Source organism: Micromonospora sp. NPDC051925 (assembly GCF_044548625.1).
In the GTDB taxonomy this organism is placed as follows: Bacteria; Actinomycetota; Actinomycetes; order Mycobacteriales; family Micromonosporaceae; genus Micromonospora.
This window is the reverse complement of the sequence record NZ_JBIUCH010000001.1, coordinates 184,850-200,500: the sequence shown is the minus strand read 5'-3', so window position 1 is coordinate 200,500 and position 15,651 is coordinate 184,850. Positions and strand designations below refer to the sequence as shown.

Genomic DNA, 15,651 nt, shown 5'->3' with positions numbered 1-15,651 from the left:
GGTCCGGCCCCTCGACCAGGGCCGCCGAGGTTCCCGGAGTTGCCGCTCAGCGCCCCTGGAGGGTGCGGACGTTGTCACCGAAGGTCCAGCCCTTGGACCCGTCCCAGTTCACCGACCAGGTCATCAGGCCCTTCAGGCCGCCCCGGTAGGTGTTCCACGCCTGGGCCACCGAGGCCGGGGCGAGGTAGCCGCCGCCGGCGCCGGGCTGTGCCGGCAGGCCCGGCACCTGCTTGTCGTACGGGACCCGGATGGTGGTGCCCTGGACGACCAGGCCGGCGTTGAGGCAGTCGGTCTGGGCGGTGAACCCCTGCACCGTTCCGGCGGGGTACGAGTCCCCGGCGCAGCCGTACATGCTGCCGTTGTAGTACTGCATGTTCAGCCACCAGAGCCGCCCGTTGTCGGCGTACCGCTTGATGACCGGCAGGTACGCCCCCCAGATCGAGCCGTAGGTGACGCTGCCACCGGTCACGTACGCGGTCTCCGGGGCCATGGTCAGGCCGAAGCCGGCCGGCATCTGGGCCAGTACCCCGTCGATGATGCGGACCAGGTTCGCCTGGGAGGTGGACAGCCGGGTGATGTCCCCGCTGCCGGTGAGCCCGGTCTCGATGTCGATGTCGATGCCGTCGAAGTGGTACCGCTGCAGAATCGGGACCACGGTGGCGACGAACCGGTCGGCGACGGCGGCCGAGCCTAGGTCGATGCCGGCGGTGGCGCCGCCGATCGACAGCAGGACGGTCAGGCCGGCGGCCTTGGCCTGGCACATCTCGGCCGGGGTGGGCACCTTGACGGTGGCGTCCATGCCGTCCTCCCACAGCACCGTGCCGTCGGCGCGGATCACCGGGAAGGCGGCGGTGACCACGTTGTAGCCGTGCCCGGTGATCCGGGTGTCGGTGATCGGGATCCAGCCCAACGGCGGGTGGACGCCGTTGGCCGCGCCGTCCCAGTTCTCCCAGTAGCCCTGGAGCACCTTGCCGGTCGGCCGGGGCTTCAACGCGCAGGTCGTGCCGTCGGGCGGTGGTGTCGTCGTGCCGGGTGTGGCGGTGGGCGTGGGGGTCGGTGGACGGGTCGGGCTGGCGGTGGGTGACGGCGACGGGCTGGGGCTGGAGGTGGGGGAGGGCGTGCCGGTGCAGGTGCCGAGGTCCCGCCAGAGCGCCGGTGCGGCGACCGGGTTCCAGCCGGCGCCGGCCGGCGGGGTGTGGGTCACCAGCGACTCGTAGAGATGGCCGAGGTAGCTGACCCGGGTGCCGGCCGGGTAGGTGACGCCCTCGGTCCAGGCCGGCGCGGAGCAGGCCGCCAGGGTGGTATCCGTGGCGGTGGCGGTCGGCGCGGCGAATCCGTTCGCGGCGGGCAGCGCTGCGGCGAGCAGCACCGCGCCGGTCAGCAGCGCCGTCGTCCCAGGTCGAAGTCGCATGACATACCTCCTCGTCGATGGCGGGGAGGTTATCAGTTAACTTTATTAAATGTAAATGCGTGCCCGGTGTCGCGCTGCCCGCCACCGGCGGGGCCGGAGCGGGCAGCGTCGCCGTCAGGAGACCGGATTCCAGCCGTCCGCGCCGGCCAGGTAGCGCTGTGGGGTGTAGGTCGACGCCTGCGCGTCGGTCAACTGTGGCCGGTCGGTGGTGACCGTCGAGCCGGGCCCGCTGTTGCGGTACTCGGAGAACCGGGCGTCCCGCCACGAGAAGCCGGACATGTCGCTCCACGGGGAGTCCAACACGTGCGCGCCGAGCACGCTGTCGCGGAACACCACCTGCCCGATCGCGTTGACGTCCCCGCTCGGGTGCCACGGCCGGCCGAGGTGCACGCTCTGCGCCGCCGCCGAGTCGGTGGTCAGCGTGCAACCGGCGAAGAGCAGGCCGTACGGGTTGGAGATCATGGTGGAGGCGGCGGTGACGTACCCGTTGTTGCTGGTCGAGCCCCGGCTCAGCGAGCGGATCTCGCAGCGGTCGAAGACCCCGGTGCCCCGGCCGAAGATGAAGTCGACGTCACCCTCGACGTAGCAGTCGCGGAAGTACGCCCGGCCGACCGCGTCCGCGTTGGCGCTGTTGTGGTACAGCGTGTCCTGGTTGCCGAGGAAACGCACGTCGTCGAAGACCAGCCGGTCGGCCCGGGTGAGCACCGCCACCGCCTGCTCGGCGCTGTAGTCGTGCGCCGCCTCGTCGAAGTCGTTGGCGAAGGTCAGGTGTCGGGCGGTGAAGTCGTTGCCGTCGATGGTCACCGAGGCGCTGCCCGAGGTGCCGTAGGTGCCGCCGCTCGGCTTCGGGGTGCCCGAGGCGTTGTCGTAGACGATCACCACGTCCCGGGCGTCGCCGGTCGACCCGACGAACGAGACGTACGGCTTGCCTACTGGGATCGACACCAGTTCCCGGTAGGTGCCCGGCCTGATGGTGATGGTGTACCGGCTGGAGTTGCCCGACGGCACCGCGTCCACCGCCGCCTGCACGCTGGTGAAGTCGCCGCTGCCGTCCTGGGCGACCACCGAGGACCGCTCGGCCGGCGGAGTGCCGGTCGGGGTGGTCGTCGGGGTGCCGGTGGGCGGCGGGGTGGTCGGCGTGACCGTCGGGGTGGGAGTCGGCGGCGCGCTGGTCGGGGTGGCGGTGGGGGAGGGCGGCGCGCTGGTCGGGGTGGTGCCGCCGCTGGTCACCACGATGTCGTCGAACCGGGCGGTGGCATGGCCGGTCTGCACGCCGATCCGGCCGGTCGCGGTCAGGGTGGCGGCGGCGGAGCCGACGGGGACGCCGTCGACCCAGCCGCGCACCACCGTGCCGGCGACCTCGATCCGCAGGGTGTGCCAGGTGCCCGTCGTGACCGGGTGGGACACCGTGCCCAGCGGGCTGACCGTGCCACTGCGTACCGCCTCCAGGCGGACCTGGTTGCCGGGCAGCAGGGCGAGCCGGTAGTAGCTGGTGGCCCCGCTCGCCCTGGCCAGCAGCGCCGCTATCCCGTTGCCGGGCAGGGCGAGCGGCTTGACCCGGGCCTGGACGGCCTGGTCGGCCCAGGACGAGCTGCCGGCGAAGAGCCGGGCGTTGTCGGTGTCGCCCCTGGTCTGCTGCAGGACCGGGGTGCCGTCGGAGGCCACCGACCAGGCGCCGCCGGACTTCGACCAGCCGGCGATGTCGCCGTCGGAGAAGTCGTCGCTGAACAGGGTGGCGGCGCGGGCGACCTGGACCCCGCCGAGCTGGGTGAGGGCGAGCAGCACGGTGGTGAGCGCCACCGCGGCGACGGTGAGCAGGGACCGTCGGCGGTTTCTGCGCATGGCGGATGAACCTCCGGGGGCGGGGGAGGAGGTGGGGCGCGGCACGTGAAAGCGCTTTCCTGTCGGACGGTAACCCTGCCGCGCATGACTGTCAATGCGTGCGGACCCTGCTGCGACAGCGTGCGCCGCCCCGCCGGCACGCAATCCGCCGCCCCGTCACCCGCCGCCCGGCCATCACGCCACCCGCTGCCCGCCGCCCGGCCGGCCCGCCACCCGCCGCCCGGCCGGTAGCGACTCACTGCCGTCCGCGTCGCCACCGTCGGTCGGGTACGGCCCGCGTCGTCTCCTCGGTCGGTATCCGTTCCTTCTCGGCCTGGGCGAGAAGGCGCTGCTTCGCCGCCTCATGTTCCGCCGCCTGGATCTGGTCGCCCCTGCTCTGCGCCGGATCACGCTGCACACTGTCCATCCGGTCCTCCTTCGAAGGGGTGCGGTGGTGTTCGGGTAAGGACGGCCCGCCGCCGCGCCGAACGAAGGGCGTGGATCCTGGCCGGAACGGCAGCTGTCCTACGAGCCACGCCCGGAGATCAGCATTCAGTGATCGAACGGTTACGTCGAGAGATGGGAAGTCCGCTATCTACGTGCGGACAATGCGCAGACAGCAGCCTCGGCCTGCTCAACGAGGCTGACCGTCCGGGTGACGTGTCCGATCTGCTGGACCCGCTCACAGACGCTGAATGCCTCGCTGACCTCGCCGGTGTCCGCGAGCGCCGCCGCGAGACGCAGCAGGTAGGGGCCGGTCCACGCGGCACCGGCCGACTCGGTCGGCAACCCGGCCAGCCCCAGCCGTAGGTACTCGATGGCCTGGGCGTTCCGCCCGAGCAGCCGGTAGGCGAGTCCACGCTGCATGGCCAGGTAGCCGGCCGAGTGGAAGTAGATCCACGGCGGTTCCCGGTCGGGTGCCTGGCTGGCCGCCTCGTTCAGCTCCACTGCCTGATCGAGCAGGCCGGTGACGGCGTCCGCCTCGCCGATCAGGGCGTGGCCACGAGCCTGTTGCTGGGCGGCGATGGCCCGTACCCCAGAGCTGGCCGGCTGTCGTGCCGCCGCTGCGGAGAGACCGATCAGCGGACCGGCGCGACGCTCCGACCAGGCCAGGTGCCCGCGCATGCTGAGTGCCGTGGCGATCATGTCCGGGTTGCCGGCCTCCGTGCCCCATTCCAGCGCGGTGCCGTACCACCGGCTGGCGAGCCGCCGCCGGTCGCTGGCGGCATACAGCCAGCCACCGAACTGAGCCCACTGCGCCGCGAGGTCGACGACCTGCGGCCGGAGCGCGGTGGCGGTCTCGGCAACCAGTGCCGTGACCAGGTCCAACTGGGCGCGGATCGTCGGTAGCAGCGGTGTGGAGCCGAGGGTGTCCTCGAGCCGCCGGTGGGCGGCGAGCGACTCGGCCAACGCGTGCAGCGTCGCGGGGTCTACCCGGCGGGGGTGGCGGCCCACGTAGGCCAGCCGCTCCGGGTCCTGGGGGGCGGGCGACGGGTGCAGCAGGCCGGACAGGAGCCCGTTGGTCTCCAGAACGTCGTCGAGCCGCGTGACCAGCTCCACGGTCGGCTGGCGACGCCCCGTCTCCAGGTCGTGCAGGTGCCCCCGGCTGGACAGGACGAGCGGGGCGAGCTGCCGCAACGAAAGCCCCGCCGACATGCGGAGCCTCCGCAGCTCGGCACTGAATCGGCCATCCGTGACCGGTGACATCGCGGCACTCCTCATCGACAGGTACGCGGCGGTGGCCCGCCCAACCTGGCAACGAGCCACCACTGCGGACGGTGCGCACGATCTCACCGGTGTCTATCCGCGGGCGGGTCACCCTGCGGCAGGACGTCGTGGCGACCCGGCGAGATCACCGACCACCGCCGCCGCGCGGTCAGTCCTCGGTCTGCGGGCCGAGCAGGCGGATCTCCTCGATGTCCAACGTCGCCTGCACCTCCCGGAGCACGCTGTCGTCGATCTCGTTGTTGTCGCGCAGCCGGGTCACCTCACGGCGCTTGTGCTCCAGCACCCCCAGCCGCAGCCGGGTGTCCAGTTCCTGAGCCTGATCGGCCTCCTGCCCGCCACCGGTCGCCGTCGCGGTGTCCAGGTGCCGCTGGTAGTCCGCGCGCAACCGGTCCACCGTGTCCGGGTCGACGTCGAGGTCGGCGGCGACGTTCGGCAGCGCCGCCAACGCCACCTCGGTGGCCCGACGTCGGGCGTGCCGGACCTCGTCGCCGCGCGCCTCGTCGCCGCGCAGACCGGCCCAACGGGCCACCGCAGGCAGGGTGGTGCCCTGCACCAACATGATCGACACGATCGCCACGGCGGTGCAGAAGATGATCAGATCCCGTTCCGGCACCGGCGCGTGCGTGGTGGCCGTGGTCACCGGCACCGCCAGGGCGGCGGCCAGCGACACCGCCCCCCGGAAACCCGCCCAGCCGGCCGCCACCCGTACCCGGCGGCTCACCCCGGCACCCCGCCCCACCACCGGCAGGCCGTACGAGAACAACTGCAACCACAGCAGGCGGACCACCACCACCATCAGGGTCACCGAGGCGGCGATGGCCACCGAGCGCACCATCGAGGTGCTGGTCACGTGGTTCACCGCCCGGGGGATCTGCATGCCCAGCAGCACGAAGAGCGAACCGTTGATCAGGAAGGTGGACAGGTCCCAGAAGGCGTACGCCAGCACCCGGGACCGGGCCCGGATCACCCTCGGCCCGGCGTACGACAGGAGCAGCCCGGCGACCACGACCGCGAGCACCCCGCTGGCGTGCAGCACCTCGGCGAGCAGGAACGCGGCGAACGGGGTGAGCACGCTCAGCGCGCCCTCCCGCAGCGGGTCGTCCAACCGGCGGCGGATCAGCACCACCAGCAGGCTGACCGCCAGCCCGGCGGCGACACCACCACCGGCCGAGCCGAGGAACCGGCCCAGGAACCCGAGCACCCCCGGCGTGCTGCCGCCGACGATCAGACCGACCGTGACCGAGAACAGCACCAGCGCCGTGCCGTCGTTGATCAGGCTCTCCGCCCGTAACGTGGTCAGGATGCGGCGGGGCATCCGTTTCGCCAGGCCGGCCACGGCTGCCGCGTCGGTCGGGGCGAGCACCGCGCCCAGCACCCAGGCCGCCTGCGGGCTCATCCCCAGTCCCTTGGCGACCAGCGCCACCGCCACCATGGTCACCACCACCAGCGCCACCGCCAGCGACGCGATCACCAGCAGGTTCGCCCGGATCTCCCGCAGGCTGATCACCAGGCTCTCCCGGTAGAGCACGGCGGGCAGGAACAGCAGCAGCACGACCTCGGGTTCCAGCACCACGTCCGACAGCGGCGGCAACAGCGCCAGCAGGCCACCCATGGTGATCAGCAGCACCGGCGGGGCCACCCGGTACCGGCCGCCGATCGTGGTGCCGACCAGCACCGTGGCGGCCAGCACCACGATCAGGACCAGGACCTCCACGGCACACCCCCGCCTCCACCCGCGCCACCCGACATGCTGGTACGAAGTCGGCGACGGTGCGGGTCGAATCCGGGATCTGCCCGGATCGGCTCAGGTGACCCGGGATGGCTCCGCCGGCACCTCGGTCCAGGCCCGCCGCTCGGCGACGTCCCGCAGCCGGTCCATCGCGTCCCACACGTCGACGTACCGGGTGTAGAGCGCCGCCGGGCCCAGCCGCAGCCGGTCCGGCACCCGGTAGTCGCCCACCACCCCGGCGTCGACCAGGGCGCGGGAGATCCGCAGCGCCTCCGGGTGGTGCAGCGACACGTGCCCGCCGCGCCGATCCGGGTCGCGGGGCGAGGCGAGCCGGAAGCCGTGCGGGACGAGCCAGGCATCGGCCAGCTCGACGATCAGCTCGCCGAGCCGTACCGACTTCTCCCGGACCCGGTCGATCCCGGCGTCGGCCAGCACGTCCAGCGCCGGATCGAGGGCCGCCATCCCGAGCACCGGCGGGGTGCCCACCAGGAACCGCTCCGGGCCGGGCGCGGGGTCGTAGCCGGCACCCATCCGGAACTGGTCGCGCTGGCCGAACCACCCCCAGATCGGCTGGCGCAGCGACTCCTGCAGCTCCCGCCGGACGTACAGGAAGGCCGGTGCGCCGGGGCCGCCGTTGAGGTACTTGTAGGTGCAGCCGACGGCGAGGTCGGCACCGGCGGCGGTCAGGTCCAGCGGCACCGAGCCGACCGCGTGCGAGAGGTCCCACAGCACGTACGCGCCGACCCGGTGCGCGGCGGCCGTCACCGCCGCCACGTCCAACAGCGCCCCGCAGCGGTACGACACGGCCGAGAGCACCACCAGGGCCACGTCCTCGGTCAGCGCCGCCTCCAGGGTGGCCTGGTCCAGCCCTTCGTCGAGGTCGGAGGGGAGCAGCCGCAGGGTGTGCCCGCGCTGCGCGGCCAGCCCCTCGAGCAGATACCGGTCGGTGGGGAACTCCTCGGTGTCGGCCAGGATCGTCCGCCGGCCCGGCCGGGCGTCGAGAGCGGCGGCGGCCAGCTTGTAGAGGTTCACCGAGGTGGAGTCGGCGACGATCACCTCACCCTCGCGGGCGCCCAACGCGTGGGTGGCGATCCGGTCACCGATCCGGCGCGGCCACTCGATCCAGGTCGGCCAGCTCCGTACCAGTTCGGTGCCCCAGCCGTCGCGGACCAGCCCGGCCAGGTGCGCGCCGGTGGCGGCGGGCAGCCGGCCCAGCGAGTTGCCGTCGAGGTAGCACAGGTCGTCCACCACGAACCGGTCCCGCAGCCCGGCGAGCGGATCGACGGCGTCCCACTCCTGCGCGACCTGCCGGGATGTCTGCTCGGCCATGGTGTCCTCCCTCCGCCCGGGGCACCCGGGCCGATGCAGGCTAGCCGATCGTCCGCCCGGGGTGCCCCGGCCGGTGGCCCGGTGCTCCGGTCCTCGGTCGGACCGTCCGGTGATCAGCCGACCGGCACCGTGGCGGTGACCGTGGCCTGGTCGATGTCGCCGGTCCGGACGGTGAACCGGATCGTCCAGTCGCCGCGCACCGGCAGGCTGATCTCGGCGCTGCCGTGGTGCGGCTCCGGGGCGTCGACCGGCACGGCCATCGGTTCGATCCCGGCTGCCGGCAACGCGAGGCTGACCGACCACTCGACCACCGGCAGCGGCTGCCCCTGCGGGGTGTAGACGTAGGCGTGCAACGAGTTCGGCACGCCCACCCGTACCGGATAGATGTCGAACTGCAGGGTGTAGAGGCCGCTGGTGAGCGTCTGGGCGACGCCCTCGCGGGTGGCGCGGGCGGCCTCGGTGCCGGCGGTCCGGCCGGGCGGGGTCTGCACCAGCACGGCAGTCAGCGCCAGCACCACCGCCGTGGCGACGAGCTCCACCCAGGCGGCCCGCGCCACCCGGCGGGGCTGGTCGGCGGCCCGGTCGCCGCGTACCATCTGCCGCTGCCCGGCCGCGACCCCGAGCACGGCGGCGAGCAGGGCCGCCTTGGCGCAGAGCAACCGCCCGTAGTCGGTGCCGAACAGCGCACCGGGTCGGCCGAGTTCGATCGCGGCCTGCCCGACGCCGGTGGCGACCAGCCAGCCCACGGCGATGGTGGCCCACCGTGACCAGGCCGGCAGGATCCGGGCCAGCACCCGCCGGTGGGTGCCGGGCAGCAGGAACACCGCCAGGGTGAACAGCCCACCCAGCCACACGCTCATCCCGGCCAGGTGCACCACGTCGGCCAGGATGCTGATCGGCGGCAGGGGCGAGGCCACCGGATGCCCGGCAAGCGGCCAGGTGAGCAGCCCGGCCAGGCCCACCGCTGCCAGCGTCGCCCGTCGGCCCCGACCCGCCCGCCCGCCGGCCACCGCCGGCAGCAGCACGGCGGCGATCGTGGCCAGCGCCAACCGGACGCCCAGCACCGGCCCGATGTCGCTGCCGGCCACCGCCGCGAGGTCACCGCGCGACAGGCCGTCGACCGGCACCCCCACCATGTCCGCGGCCTGGGCCAGCCACGTCCCGGCGGCGCCCACGGCGATCAGCGCGAGACCGACGTGCCCGGTGGCGGTCACCGCACGACGGGAGCGTCGGCGGGTCCACCGTGCGGCGGCCAGCAGCGTGGGCCCGACCACCAGCACCAGGCCCAGGTAGCCGACGTACCGGGCGGCGGGGGTCAACGCGCCGGCGGGCCGCTCGTCGACCGCCACCGGCTCCGGGGGTGTCGCCGACGGCGCCCCGGCCGAGTAGGTGAAGCTGCCGGCGACCGGGTGGCTGTCGGCCGAGATCACCCGGTAGCTGACCAGGTAGGTGCCGAGCGGCCGGTCCGGCACCCGCACCGGGATCCGCAGGGTGGCGCCCCGGGCGACCGGCTCCCCGACGGTCACCCGTCGCCCGTCCGGGCCGAGCACCTGGACCCGGCCGGTGACCGGGGAGACCGCTTCGCTGAAGACCAGCACCACCTCCCCGGGCGGGGCGCCGATCACCGCGTCCCGGACCGGGCTGGTGGCGACCAGCGCGGCGTGGGCGGCGGCGGGCGTCGCCGGGACGAGCGGCACGGACAGCAGCGCGAGGAGCAACCCCAGCAGCACGGCGGAACGGGTGGTACGCACGCACAGTGGTTCGGATCTGGTGATCACATGGTTCAACGGATGCCCGGACGATCTGCTCCGTCGACCGGTCGCTGGTCTGCTGTGCTGGTGGTGCGTCGGCCTGCCCCGCCGGTCGGCCCCTGGTCTGCCCCGCCGGCCGGTCCGAATCCTGCTCCGCCCGTCGGTTCCCGGTCTGCCCCGACCGTCCGTCCCCGGTCGGCTCCGCCGGTCGGTCGCTGGCGCAGGGCCAGGGTCAGCACCAGCCGGGCGTCCGGGTCGTCGAGGGCGGTGCCGAACAGGGCGCGCAGTTGCCGCATCCGGTAGCGGACCGTCTGCGGGTGGGTGTGCAGGTCCTCGGCGACGGCGATCACCTGCCCCTGCCGGCGCAGCCAGCAGTGCAGGGTCTCCGCCAGGGCCCGCCGGCTGGTCGGCCGGAGCCCGGCCAGCGGGGCCAGCACCGTGTCGGCGAGGTGTTCGGCCAGGCCCGGCTCCCACGCGGTGAGCAGGGTGAGCAGGTGGTCGTCGCAGGACACCACCGGCTCCGGGCCGAGCGCACCGTGCTGGTGCAGGGTCAGCGCACGGCGCGACAACCGGTACGACAGCCGCGCCCGGTGCCGCTCGACCGCCGGCCCGAGTACGGCCCGCCGCCCGGCCAGCGCCTGCCGGGCCCGGTCGAGCCGGCCCGGCGTACGGGGATCGGGCAGCACCACCCGGACGGCGTCGTCGATGACGGTCGCCACCGCGCCCGCGCCGATGCCCCGGGCCAGGTGCTCGGCGTCGGTGCCGTCGACGCTGAGCACCGCCACGGTCGCCGGCAACGGCCAGCGGGCCGCGTCGGCGGCGGCGTGCAGCACCGCCTCGGCCGGCGGATCGGGCTGTACGAGCAGGGTGACCAGGCGGCGTCGGGTGGTGGCCCAGTCCTGGGCGGTGTCGCGTTGCTCGTCGAGGAACCCCTCGGCGGCGGCGCCGGCCAGCGCGTCGACGTAGCCGAACAGCGCCCCAGCGATCACGTACAGGTCGGCGGGGGCCGGACCGGTCGGCCCCGTGGCGGTCCCGGCCGGCGGGGCGGCGTGCTCCACCAGGAAGGCCCAGATGTCGCGGGCACCGAGGGTCAGCACGGTACGCAGCGCGTCCACCCGGTGACCCTCGCGGTACTCGGTACGGCCCAGGGCGTGGAACACCTCCCGGGTCCCGGTCAGCTCCCGGCCGGGGTCGGCGACCGCGTCGACGAAGGTGTCGACGGCGGTCTGCACCCCCAGGGCCAGGCCCTGCCCCTGCCCACCGGTCAGCGACCGGCCCTGGCCCCGCATCGCGGCCCTGACGGTGGCGAGAATCCGCTCGTGCAGGGCCCCGCGCAGCCCCCGGAGGCGGTCCCCGACCGCCGGTGCGAGACCAGCGAGGCCGGGCTCGATGTCGAGCAGCGCGTCGGACACGATCGGCCATCCTTTGTCATCCCGGTGACAAACGCAGCGGCAATTCCTGCGCCCCGGCACGGATCATCTTGGCACCCTCGTACGTAGGGTCGGCGCATGGACACGGATGTCATCGTGATCGGCGCCGGGCTCGCCGGCCTGGTCGCCGCCGCCGAGGCCGCCGACGCGGGCCGCCGGGTGCTGCTGCTGGACCAGGAGTCGGAGCGGAACCTCGGCGGGCAGGCGTTCTGGTCGTTCGGCGGGCTCTTCTTCGTCGACTCGCCCGAGCAGCGGCGGATGGGCATCCGCGACTCGGTCGAGCTGGCCTGGCAGGACTGGACCGGCAGCGCCGCGTTCGACCGGCCGGAGGACCACTGGCCGCGCCGCTGGGCACAGGCGTACGTGGACTTCGCCGCCGGGGAGAAGCGGGCCTGGCTGCGGGCGATGGGCCACCGGGTCTTCCCGGTGGTCAGCTGGGCCGAGCGGGGTGGGGGAGCGGCCCACGGGCATGGCAACTCCGTACCCCGGTTCCACGTCACCTGGGGCACCGGCCCCGGCGTGGTCGAGCCGTTCGCCCGGCGGGTCCACGACGCCGTCGCCCAGGGCCGGGTGACGCTGCTGTTCCGGCACCGGGTCGACGAGCTCGTCACCACCGGCGGCGTGGTCACCGGGGTACGCGGCGCGCTCCTCGCCCCCGACGACGCGCCGCGCGGGCGCAGCAGCTCCCGGGAGGTCGTCGGCGACTTCAGCCATGGCGCGCAGGCCGTGATCATCACCTCGGGCGGTATCGGCGGCAACCACGACCTCGTCCGACGCGCCTGGCCGGCCCGGCTCGGCACCCCGCCGACCCGGATGGTCGCCGGGGTGCCCGCCCACGTCGACGGCCGGATGCTCGCCATCACCGAGACCGCCGGTGGGCAGGTCATCAACCCGGACCGGATGTGGCACTACACCGAGGGGCTGCGCAACTGGGATCCGATCTGGCCCGAGCACGGCATCCGCATCCTGCCCGGCCCGTCCTCGCTCTGGCTGGACGCCACCGGGGCCCGACTGCCGGCGCCGCTGTTCCCCGGCTTCGACACCCTCGCCACCCTGCGGCACCTGCGCGCCACCGGCCACGACTACAGCTGGTTCCTGCTCACCCAGAAGATCATCGAGAAGGAGTTCGCGCTGTCGGGCTCGGAGCAGAATCCGGACCTGACCAACCGCAGCGTGCGGCAGGTGCTGCAACGGGTCCGGCCGGGCGCTCCCGGCCCGGTGGAGGCGTTCAAGCGGAACGGGGCCGACTTCGTGGTCGCCGACACCCTGCCGGAGCTGGTGGACGGGATGAACAAGCTGGCCGCCACGAGCGGCGGCCCACAGCTCGACGCCGCCGTGCTGCGGGTACTGGTCGAGGCGCGTGACCGTGGGGTCGCCCACCCGTTCGGCAAGGACGCCCAGCTGACCGCGATCCAGGGTGCCCGGCGGTACCGGGGCGACCGGCTGATCCGGGTCGCCACCCCGCACCGGCTGCTCGACCCGGCGGCCGGCCCGCTGATCGCGGTCCAGCTGCACGTGCTCACCCGCAAGAGCCTCGGCGGGCTGCACACCGACCTGTCCGGCCGGGTGCTGCGCCCCGACGGGGAGCCGCTGGGCGGGGTGTACGCCGCCGGCGAGGTCGCCGGATTCGGTGGCGGTGGGATGCACGGCTACAACGCCCTGGAGGGCACCTTCCTCGGCGGTTGCCTGTTCTCCGGCCGGACCGCCGGCCGCGCCGCCGCCGCGGCCGTCACCTGACCCTCGACGGGTCCGGCGGCTCGGTCTCGGTCTCGGTCTCGGTATGATCGTCTTCCGTGGACGACGACGCGCTGACCGGGATGGTGACCGTTCCGGCGGGGCGGGTGACCCTGTCCGACCGGCGTACCGAACGCAGCTGGTCGGTCGGGGTGGCGGCGTACCGGCTCGGCGTCGTACCGGTCACCCAGGGGTGGTACGCCCGGGTGACCGGCGAGCGGCCGAGCACCGCCCGGGGCGACCGGTTGCCCGTCGAGGGGGTGTCCTGGCCGGACGCGGCGCGCTTCTGCGTGGCGTTGTCCCGGCAAGAGGGGCTGACCCCCGCGTACCGGCTGCACGACGACGGCGAGGGCGTGGACTGGGACCGGGCCGCCGACGGCTACCGACTGCCGACCGAGGCCGAGTGGGAGTACGCCTGCCGCGCCGGCACCACGGGCCCCCGCTACGGCACCCTCGACGAGATCGCCTGGTACCGGGGTAACTCCGGCGAACGGCTCCATCCGGTGGGTGACCGCGAGCCCAACCCGTGGGGCCTGTACGACACGCTCGGCAACGTCTGGGAATGGTGCTGGGACGTCTACGACGCCGAGGTGTACGGCAGCTACCGGGTGCTGCGCGGGGGCGGCTGGTTCGACGAGCACTGGAGCTGCCGGGCCTCGGTGCGTCGCCGTAGCCACCCGACGTTCCGGATCGACGACGTCGGCTTCCGGCTGGCCCGCTCCCTGCCCGGCTGAGCCCGGATCGCCGGGCGGCCGGGCCCGCCAGACCGGTACCAGCGGGCGGGTCGTCGGGTCGACAGGCCCGTAGCCGGGCAGCCGCCGGCCGAGGCCCACGATTCGCTGGCACGATCGCGCCCCACGACGCGAGATCTTGGACAGTTTCTGTTCGTAGCCAACAGAAACTGTCCAAGATCTTTGCGGCCGGCTTTGCGGCCGGCTTTAGTCGGGGTGGGGGCTTGGGGTCCGGCTGCGTGTGCGGGTGCCGTACCGGGGTGCGGCTGGACGACGCCCCGTCCCGCAGGGGACGGGGCGTCGCGTGGTGGCGGTACGGGGTCAGCTGGTGGGGAAGTTGTCCGCGGTGCGGATCCGGTTGCGCAGGTAGTTGCCCGACTCGGTGAGCACACCGGTGCCGGTGTAGGTGCCGCCGTAGCAGGTGCCGGGGCGGAACGCGGCGCTGCCCTCGTCGGCGTCCGAGTAGGTCCAGTTCGCGTAGCTGATCTTCAGCCGGTCCAGCATGTCCAGCCACGCGTTGCTGCTCGCGGTGTCCACGGCCCCGCCGCCGGTGTAGGTGACGGTGCCGAACTCGGTGACGAACATCGGCAGCCGGGCGGCGGCCCGCTCCAACTCGGCGCGGTAGTTGTCCTTGTGCGACGCGGCGTAGAAGTGGAACGCGTACATGATGTTGCTGGCGTTCACCGGGTTGTTGATCACCTCGGTGGAGTTGCCGCCCTCGGAGACGCCGAGCGAGGACCAGCCCCGGGTGCCGACGATGACGATTCCGTCCGGATCGTTGGCCCGGATGACCGGGATGACCTGCTCGGCGTAGTTCTTGATGGTCTGCCAGCTCACCCCGTTGGGCTCGTTGGTGATCTCGTAGATCACGTTGTTCTTGTTGGCGTTGCGGGCCGCCACGTTGGCGAAGAAGGTCTTGGCCCGATCGAGGTTGAACATCGGGTCACCCGGGGTCAGGGTGTGGAAGTCGATCAGCGCGTACATGCCGCGCTCGCTGGCCTCGTCGACCAGGGTGTTGACCCGGTTGGTGAACGCGGTCGGGTTGGTCTCGTAACCGTCCTCCTGCACGTACATCGAGATGCGCAGCAGGTCGGCACGCCAGTCGGTGGCGAGCGCGTCGAGCGAGGCGTCGTTGTAGCACTGGGCGAACCACTGGAGGCCGTGGGTGCTCATGCCGCGCAGCTGGATCGGCCTGCCGTACTGGTTGCAGAGGTTGACCCCGCAGACCCGCAACTGGCCGTTGATCGCCACCGGGGTCGTCCCGGTGGGTGGCGGAGTGGTGGGTGGCGGAGTCGTCGGTGGTGGCGTCGTCGGTGGTGGCGTGGTGGGCGGTGCGGTGGTGGGCGGCGGTGTGGTGGGGTTCGTCGCGCCGGTGCAGGTCGTGCCGTTGAGGGTGAACGACGTGGGCGACGGGTTGCTGCCGGTGAAGGTGCCGTTGAAGCCGATGGTGGTGGACGCCCCGCTGGCCAGCGATCCGTTGTAACTGACGCTCTGCGCGGTCACCGCCTGGCCGCTCTGCTGGTACGTCGCGGACCAACCCTGGCTGACCCGCTGCCCGGCGTCGGGGAAGGCGAAGCCGAGGGTCCAGCCGTTGACGGCGTCCCCGACGTTCTTGATGGTGACGCTGGCGGTGAACCCGCCCGTCCAGGAGTTGGTCGTGTAGGTGACGGCGCAACCGCTGGCGGCCATGGCGCTGGTGGGTGGCAGCAGCATCGACGCGCCGAGGGTCAGCGCTGCTGCGGCGGCTGCCGCCAGCACTGGCCGCCGTGCCGGGCGGGGGATGTCGTTCATGGACCGTCTCACTTCTCTGGGTGTCGGGGATGGTGATCGCGTCGACCCTTGATCGTGGTGCGGTGCCCGGCCGCCGCCACTGATCCGGGGCGGTGCCCAGGGGCGATCGCGACTCGCCGTCGACGTCCGGTCGATGCTCGGGAGCGCTCCCACAGCAGCCTATGGTGCCGTTAACCGCCTCGCAACATATCGATAT

General features: G+C 73.2%; 11 protein-coding genes. 2 read left to right on the top strand and 9 right to left on the bottom strand.

The genetic code is table 11. From position 1 onward, the window contains the following. Positions 1-46: 46 nt before the first annotated feature. From ACIG87_RS00880 to ACIG87_RS00845, 8 genes are all read right to left on the bottom strand, one after another. Positions 47-1,411, bottom strand: a complete 1,365-nt coding sequence (locus ACIG87_RS00880) for a glycosyl hydrolase family 18 protein (RefSeq protein ID WP_396846888.1) — start codon at positions 1,409-1,411, stop codon at positions 47-49. 114 nt (positions 1,412-1,525) lie between these two features. Beyond that, entirely contained in the window at positions 1,526-3,253 is a 1,728-nt protein-coding gene (locus ACIG87_RS00875; RefSeq protein WP_396846886.1) for a pectinesterase family protein, read from the bottom strand. Between the two features lie 235 nt (positions 3,254-3,488). Next, the gene (locus ACIG87_RS00870) at positions 3,489-3,659 is read right to left on the bottom strand and encodes a hypothetical protein (RefSeq protein ID WP_396846885.1); all 171 of its coding nucleotides are present in this window, start codon (positions 3,657-3,659) and stop codon (positions 3,489-3,491) included. Positions 3,660-3,823: 164 nt separating this feature from the next. Next, on the bottom strand, positions 3,824-4,939 hold the full coding sequence (locus ACIG87_RS00865; RefSeq protein WP_396846883.1) for a helix-turn-helix domain-containing protein: 1,116 nt from the start codon (positions 4,937-4,939) through the stop codon (positions 3,824-3,826). A 169-nt stretch (positions 4,940-5,108) separates the two neighbouring features. Further along, the gene (locus tag ACIG87_RS00860) at positions 5,109-6,674 is read right to left on the bottom strand and encodes a Na+/H+ antiporter (RefSeq protein WP_396846881.1); all 1,566 of its coding nucleotides are present in this window, start codon (positions 6,672-6,674) and stop codon (positions 5,109-5,111) included. Positions 6,675-6,764: 90 nt separating this feature from the next. Further along, positions 6,765-8,018, bottom strand: coding sequence for a kynureninase (kynU, locus tag ACIG87_RS00855; RefSeq protein ID WP_396846879.1), 1,254 nt, complete (start codon positions 8,016-8,018; stop codon positions 6,765-6,767). 113 nt (positions 8,019-8,131) lie between these two features. Further along, positions 8,132-9,769, bottom strand: coding sequence for a copper resistance protein CopC (locus ACIG87_RS00850; RefSeq protein ID WP_396846877.1), 1,638 nt, complete (start codon positions 9,767-9,769; stop codon positions 8,132-8,134). A 32-nt stretch (positions 9,770-9,801) separates the two neighbouring features. After that, complete coding sequence (locus ACIG87_RS00845) at positions 9,802-11,181, bottom strand: PucR family transcriptional regulator (protein WP_396846875.1); 1,380 nt, start codon at positions 11,179-11,181, stop codon at positions 9,802-9,804. Between the two features lie 96 nt (positions 11,182-11,277). Here ACIG87_RS00845 and ACIG87_RS00840 point away from each other — a divergent pair, with 96 nt between their 5' ends. Next, positions 11,278-12,936 (top strand): FAD-binding dehydrogenase, encoded by a 1,659-nt coding sequence (locus ACIG87_RS00840; RefSeq protein ID WP_396846873.1) that lies wholly within the window; start codon positions 11,278-11,280, stop codon positions 12,934-12,936. A gap of 80 nt (positions 12,937-13,016) precedes the next feature. Then, entirely contained in the window at positions 13,017-13,667 is a 651-nt protein-coding gene (locus tag ACIG87_RS00835; protein ID WP_396847571.1) for a formylglycine-generating enzyme family protein, read from the top strand. A 318-nt stretch (positions 13,668-13,985) separates the two neighbouring features. On the opposite strand, the gene ACIG87_RS00830 is transcribed toward ACIG87_RS00835, so the two are convergent. Further along, positions 13,986-15,455 carry a cellulase family glycosylhydrolase gene (locus ACIG87_RS00830; RefSeq protein ID WP_396846872.1) on the bottom strand — a complete coding sequence of 490 codons (1,470 nt, stop codon included), beginning with the start codon at positions 15,453-15,455 and terminating at the stop codon, positions 13,986-13,988. Positions 15,456-15,651 lie beyond the last annotated feature (196 nt).

Coding starts and splice junctions, on each gene's coding strand:
- ACIG87_RS00830 (WP_396846872.1), bottom strand. CDS start 15,455: ATGAACGACATCCCCCGCCCGGCACGGCGGCCAGTGCTGGCGGCAGCC.
- ACIG87_RS00875 (WP_396846886.1), bottom strand. CDS start 3,253: ATGCGCAGAAACCGCCGACGGTCCCTGCTCACCGTCGCCGCGGTGGCG.
- ACIG87_RS00870 (WP_396846885.1), bottom strand. CDS start 3,659: ATGGACAGTGTGCAGCGTGATCCGGCGCAGAGCAGGGGCGACCAGATC.
- kynU (WP_396846879.1), bottom strand. CDS start 8,018: ATGGCCGAGCAGACATCCCGGCAGGTCGCGCAGGAGTGGGACGCCGTC.
- ACIG87_RS00880 (WP_396846888.1), bottom strand. CDS start 1,411: ATGCGACTTCGACCTGGGACGACGGCGCTGCTGACCGGCGCGGTGCTG.
- ACIG87_RS00840 (WP_396846873.1), top strand. CDS start 11,278: ATGGACACGGATGTCATCGTGATCGGCGCCGGGCTCGCCGGCCTGGTC.
- ACIG87_RS00835 (WP_396847571.1), top strand. CDS start 13,017: ATGGTGACCGTTCCGGCGGGGCGGGTGACCCTGTCCGACCGGCGTACC.
- ACIG87_RS00865 (WP_396846883.1), bottom strand. CDS start 4,939: ATGTCACCGGTCACGGATGGCCGATTCAGTGCCGAGCTGCGGAGGCTC.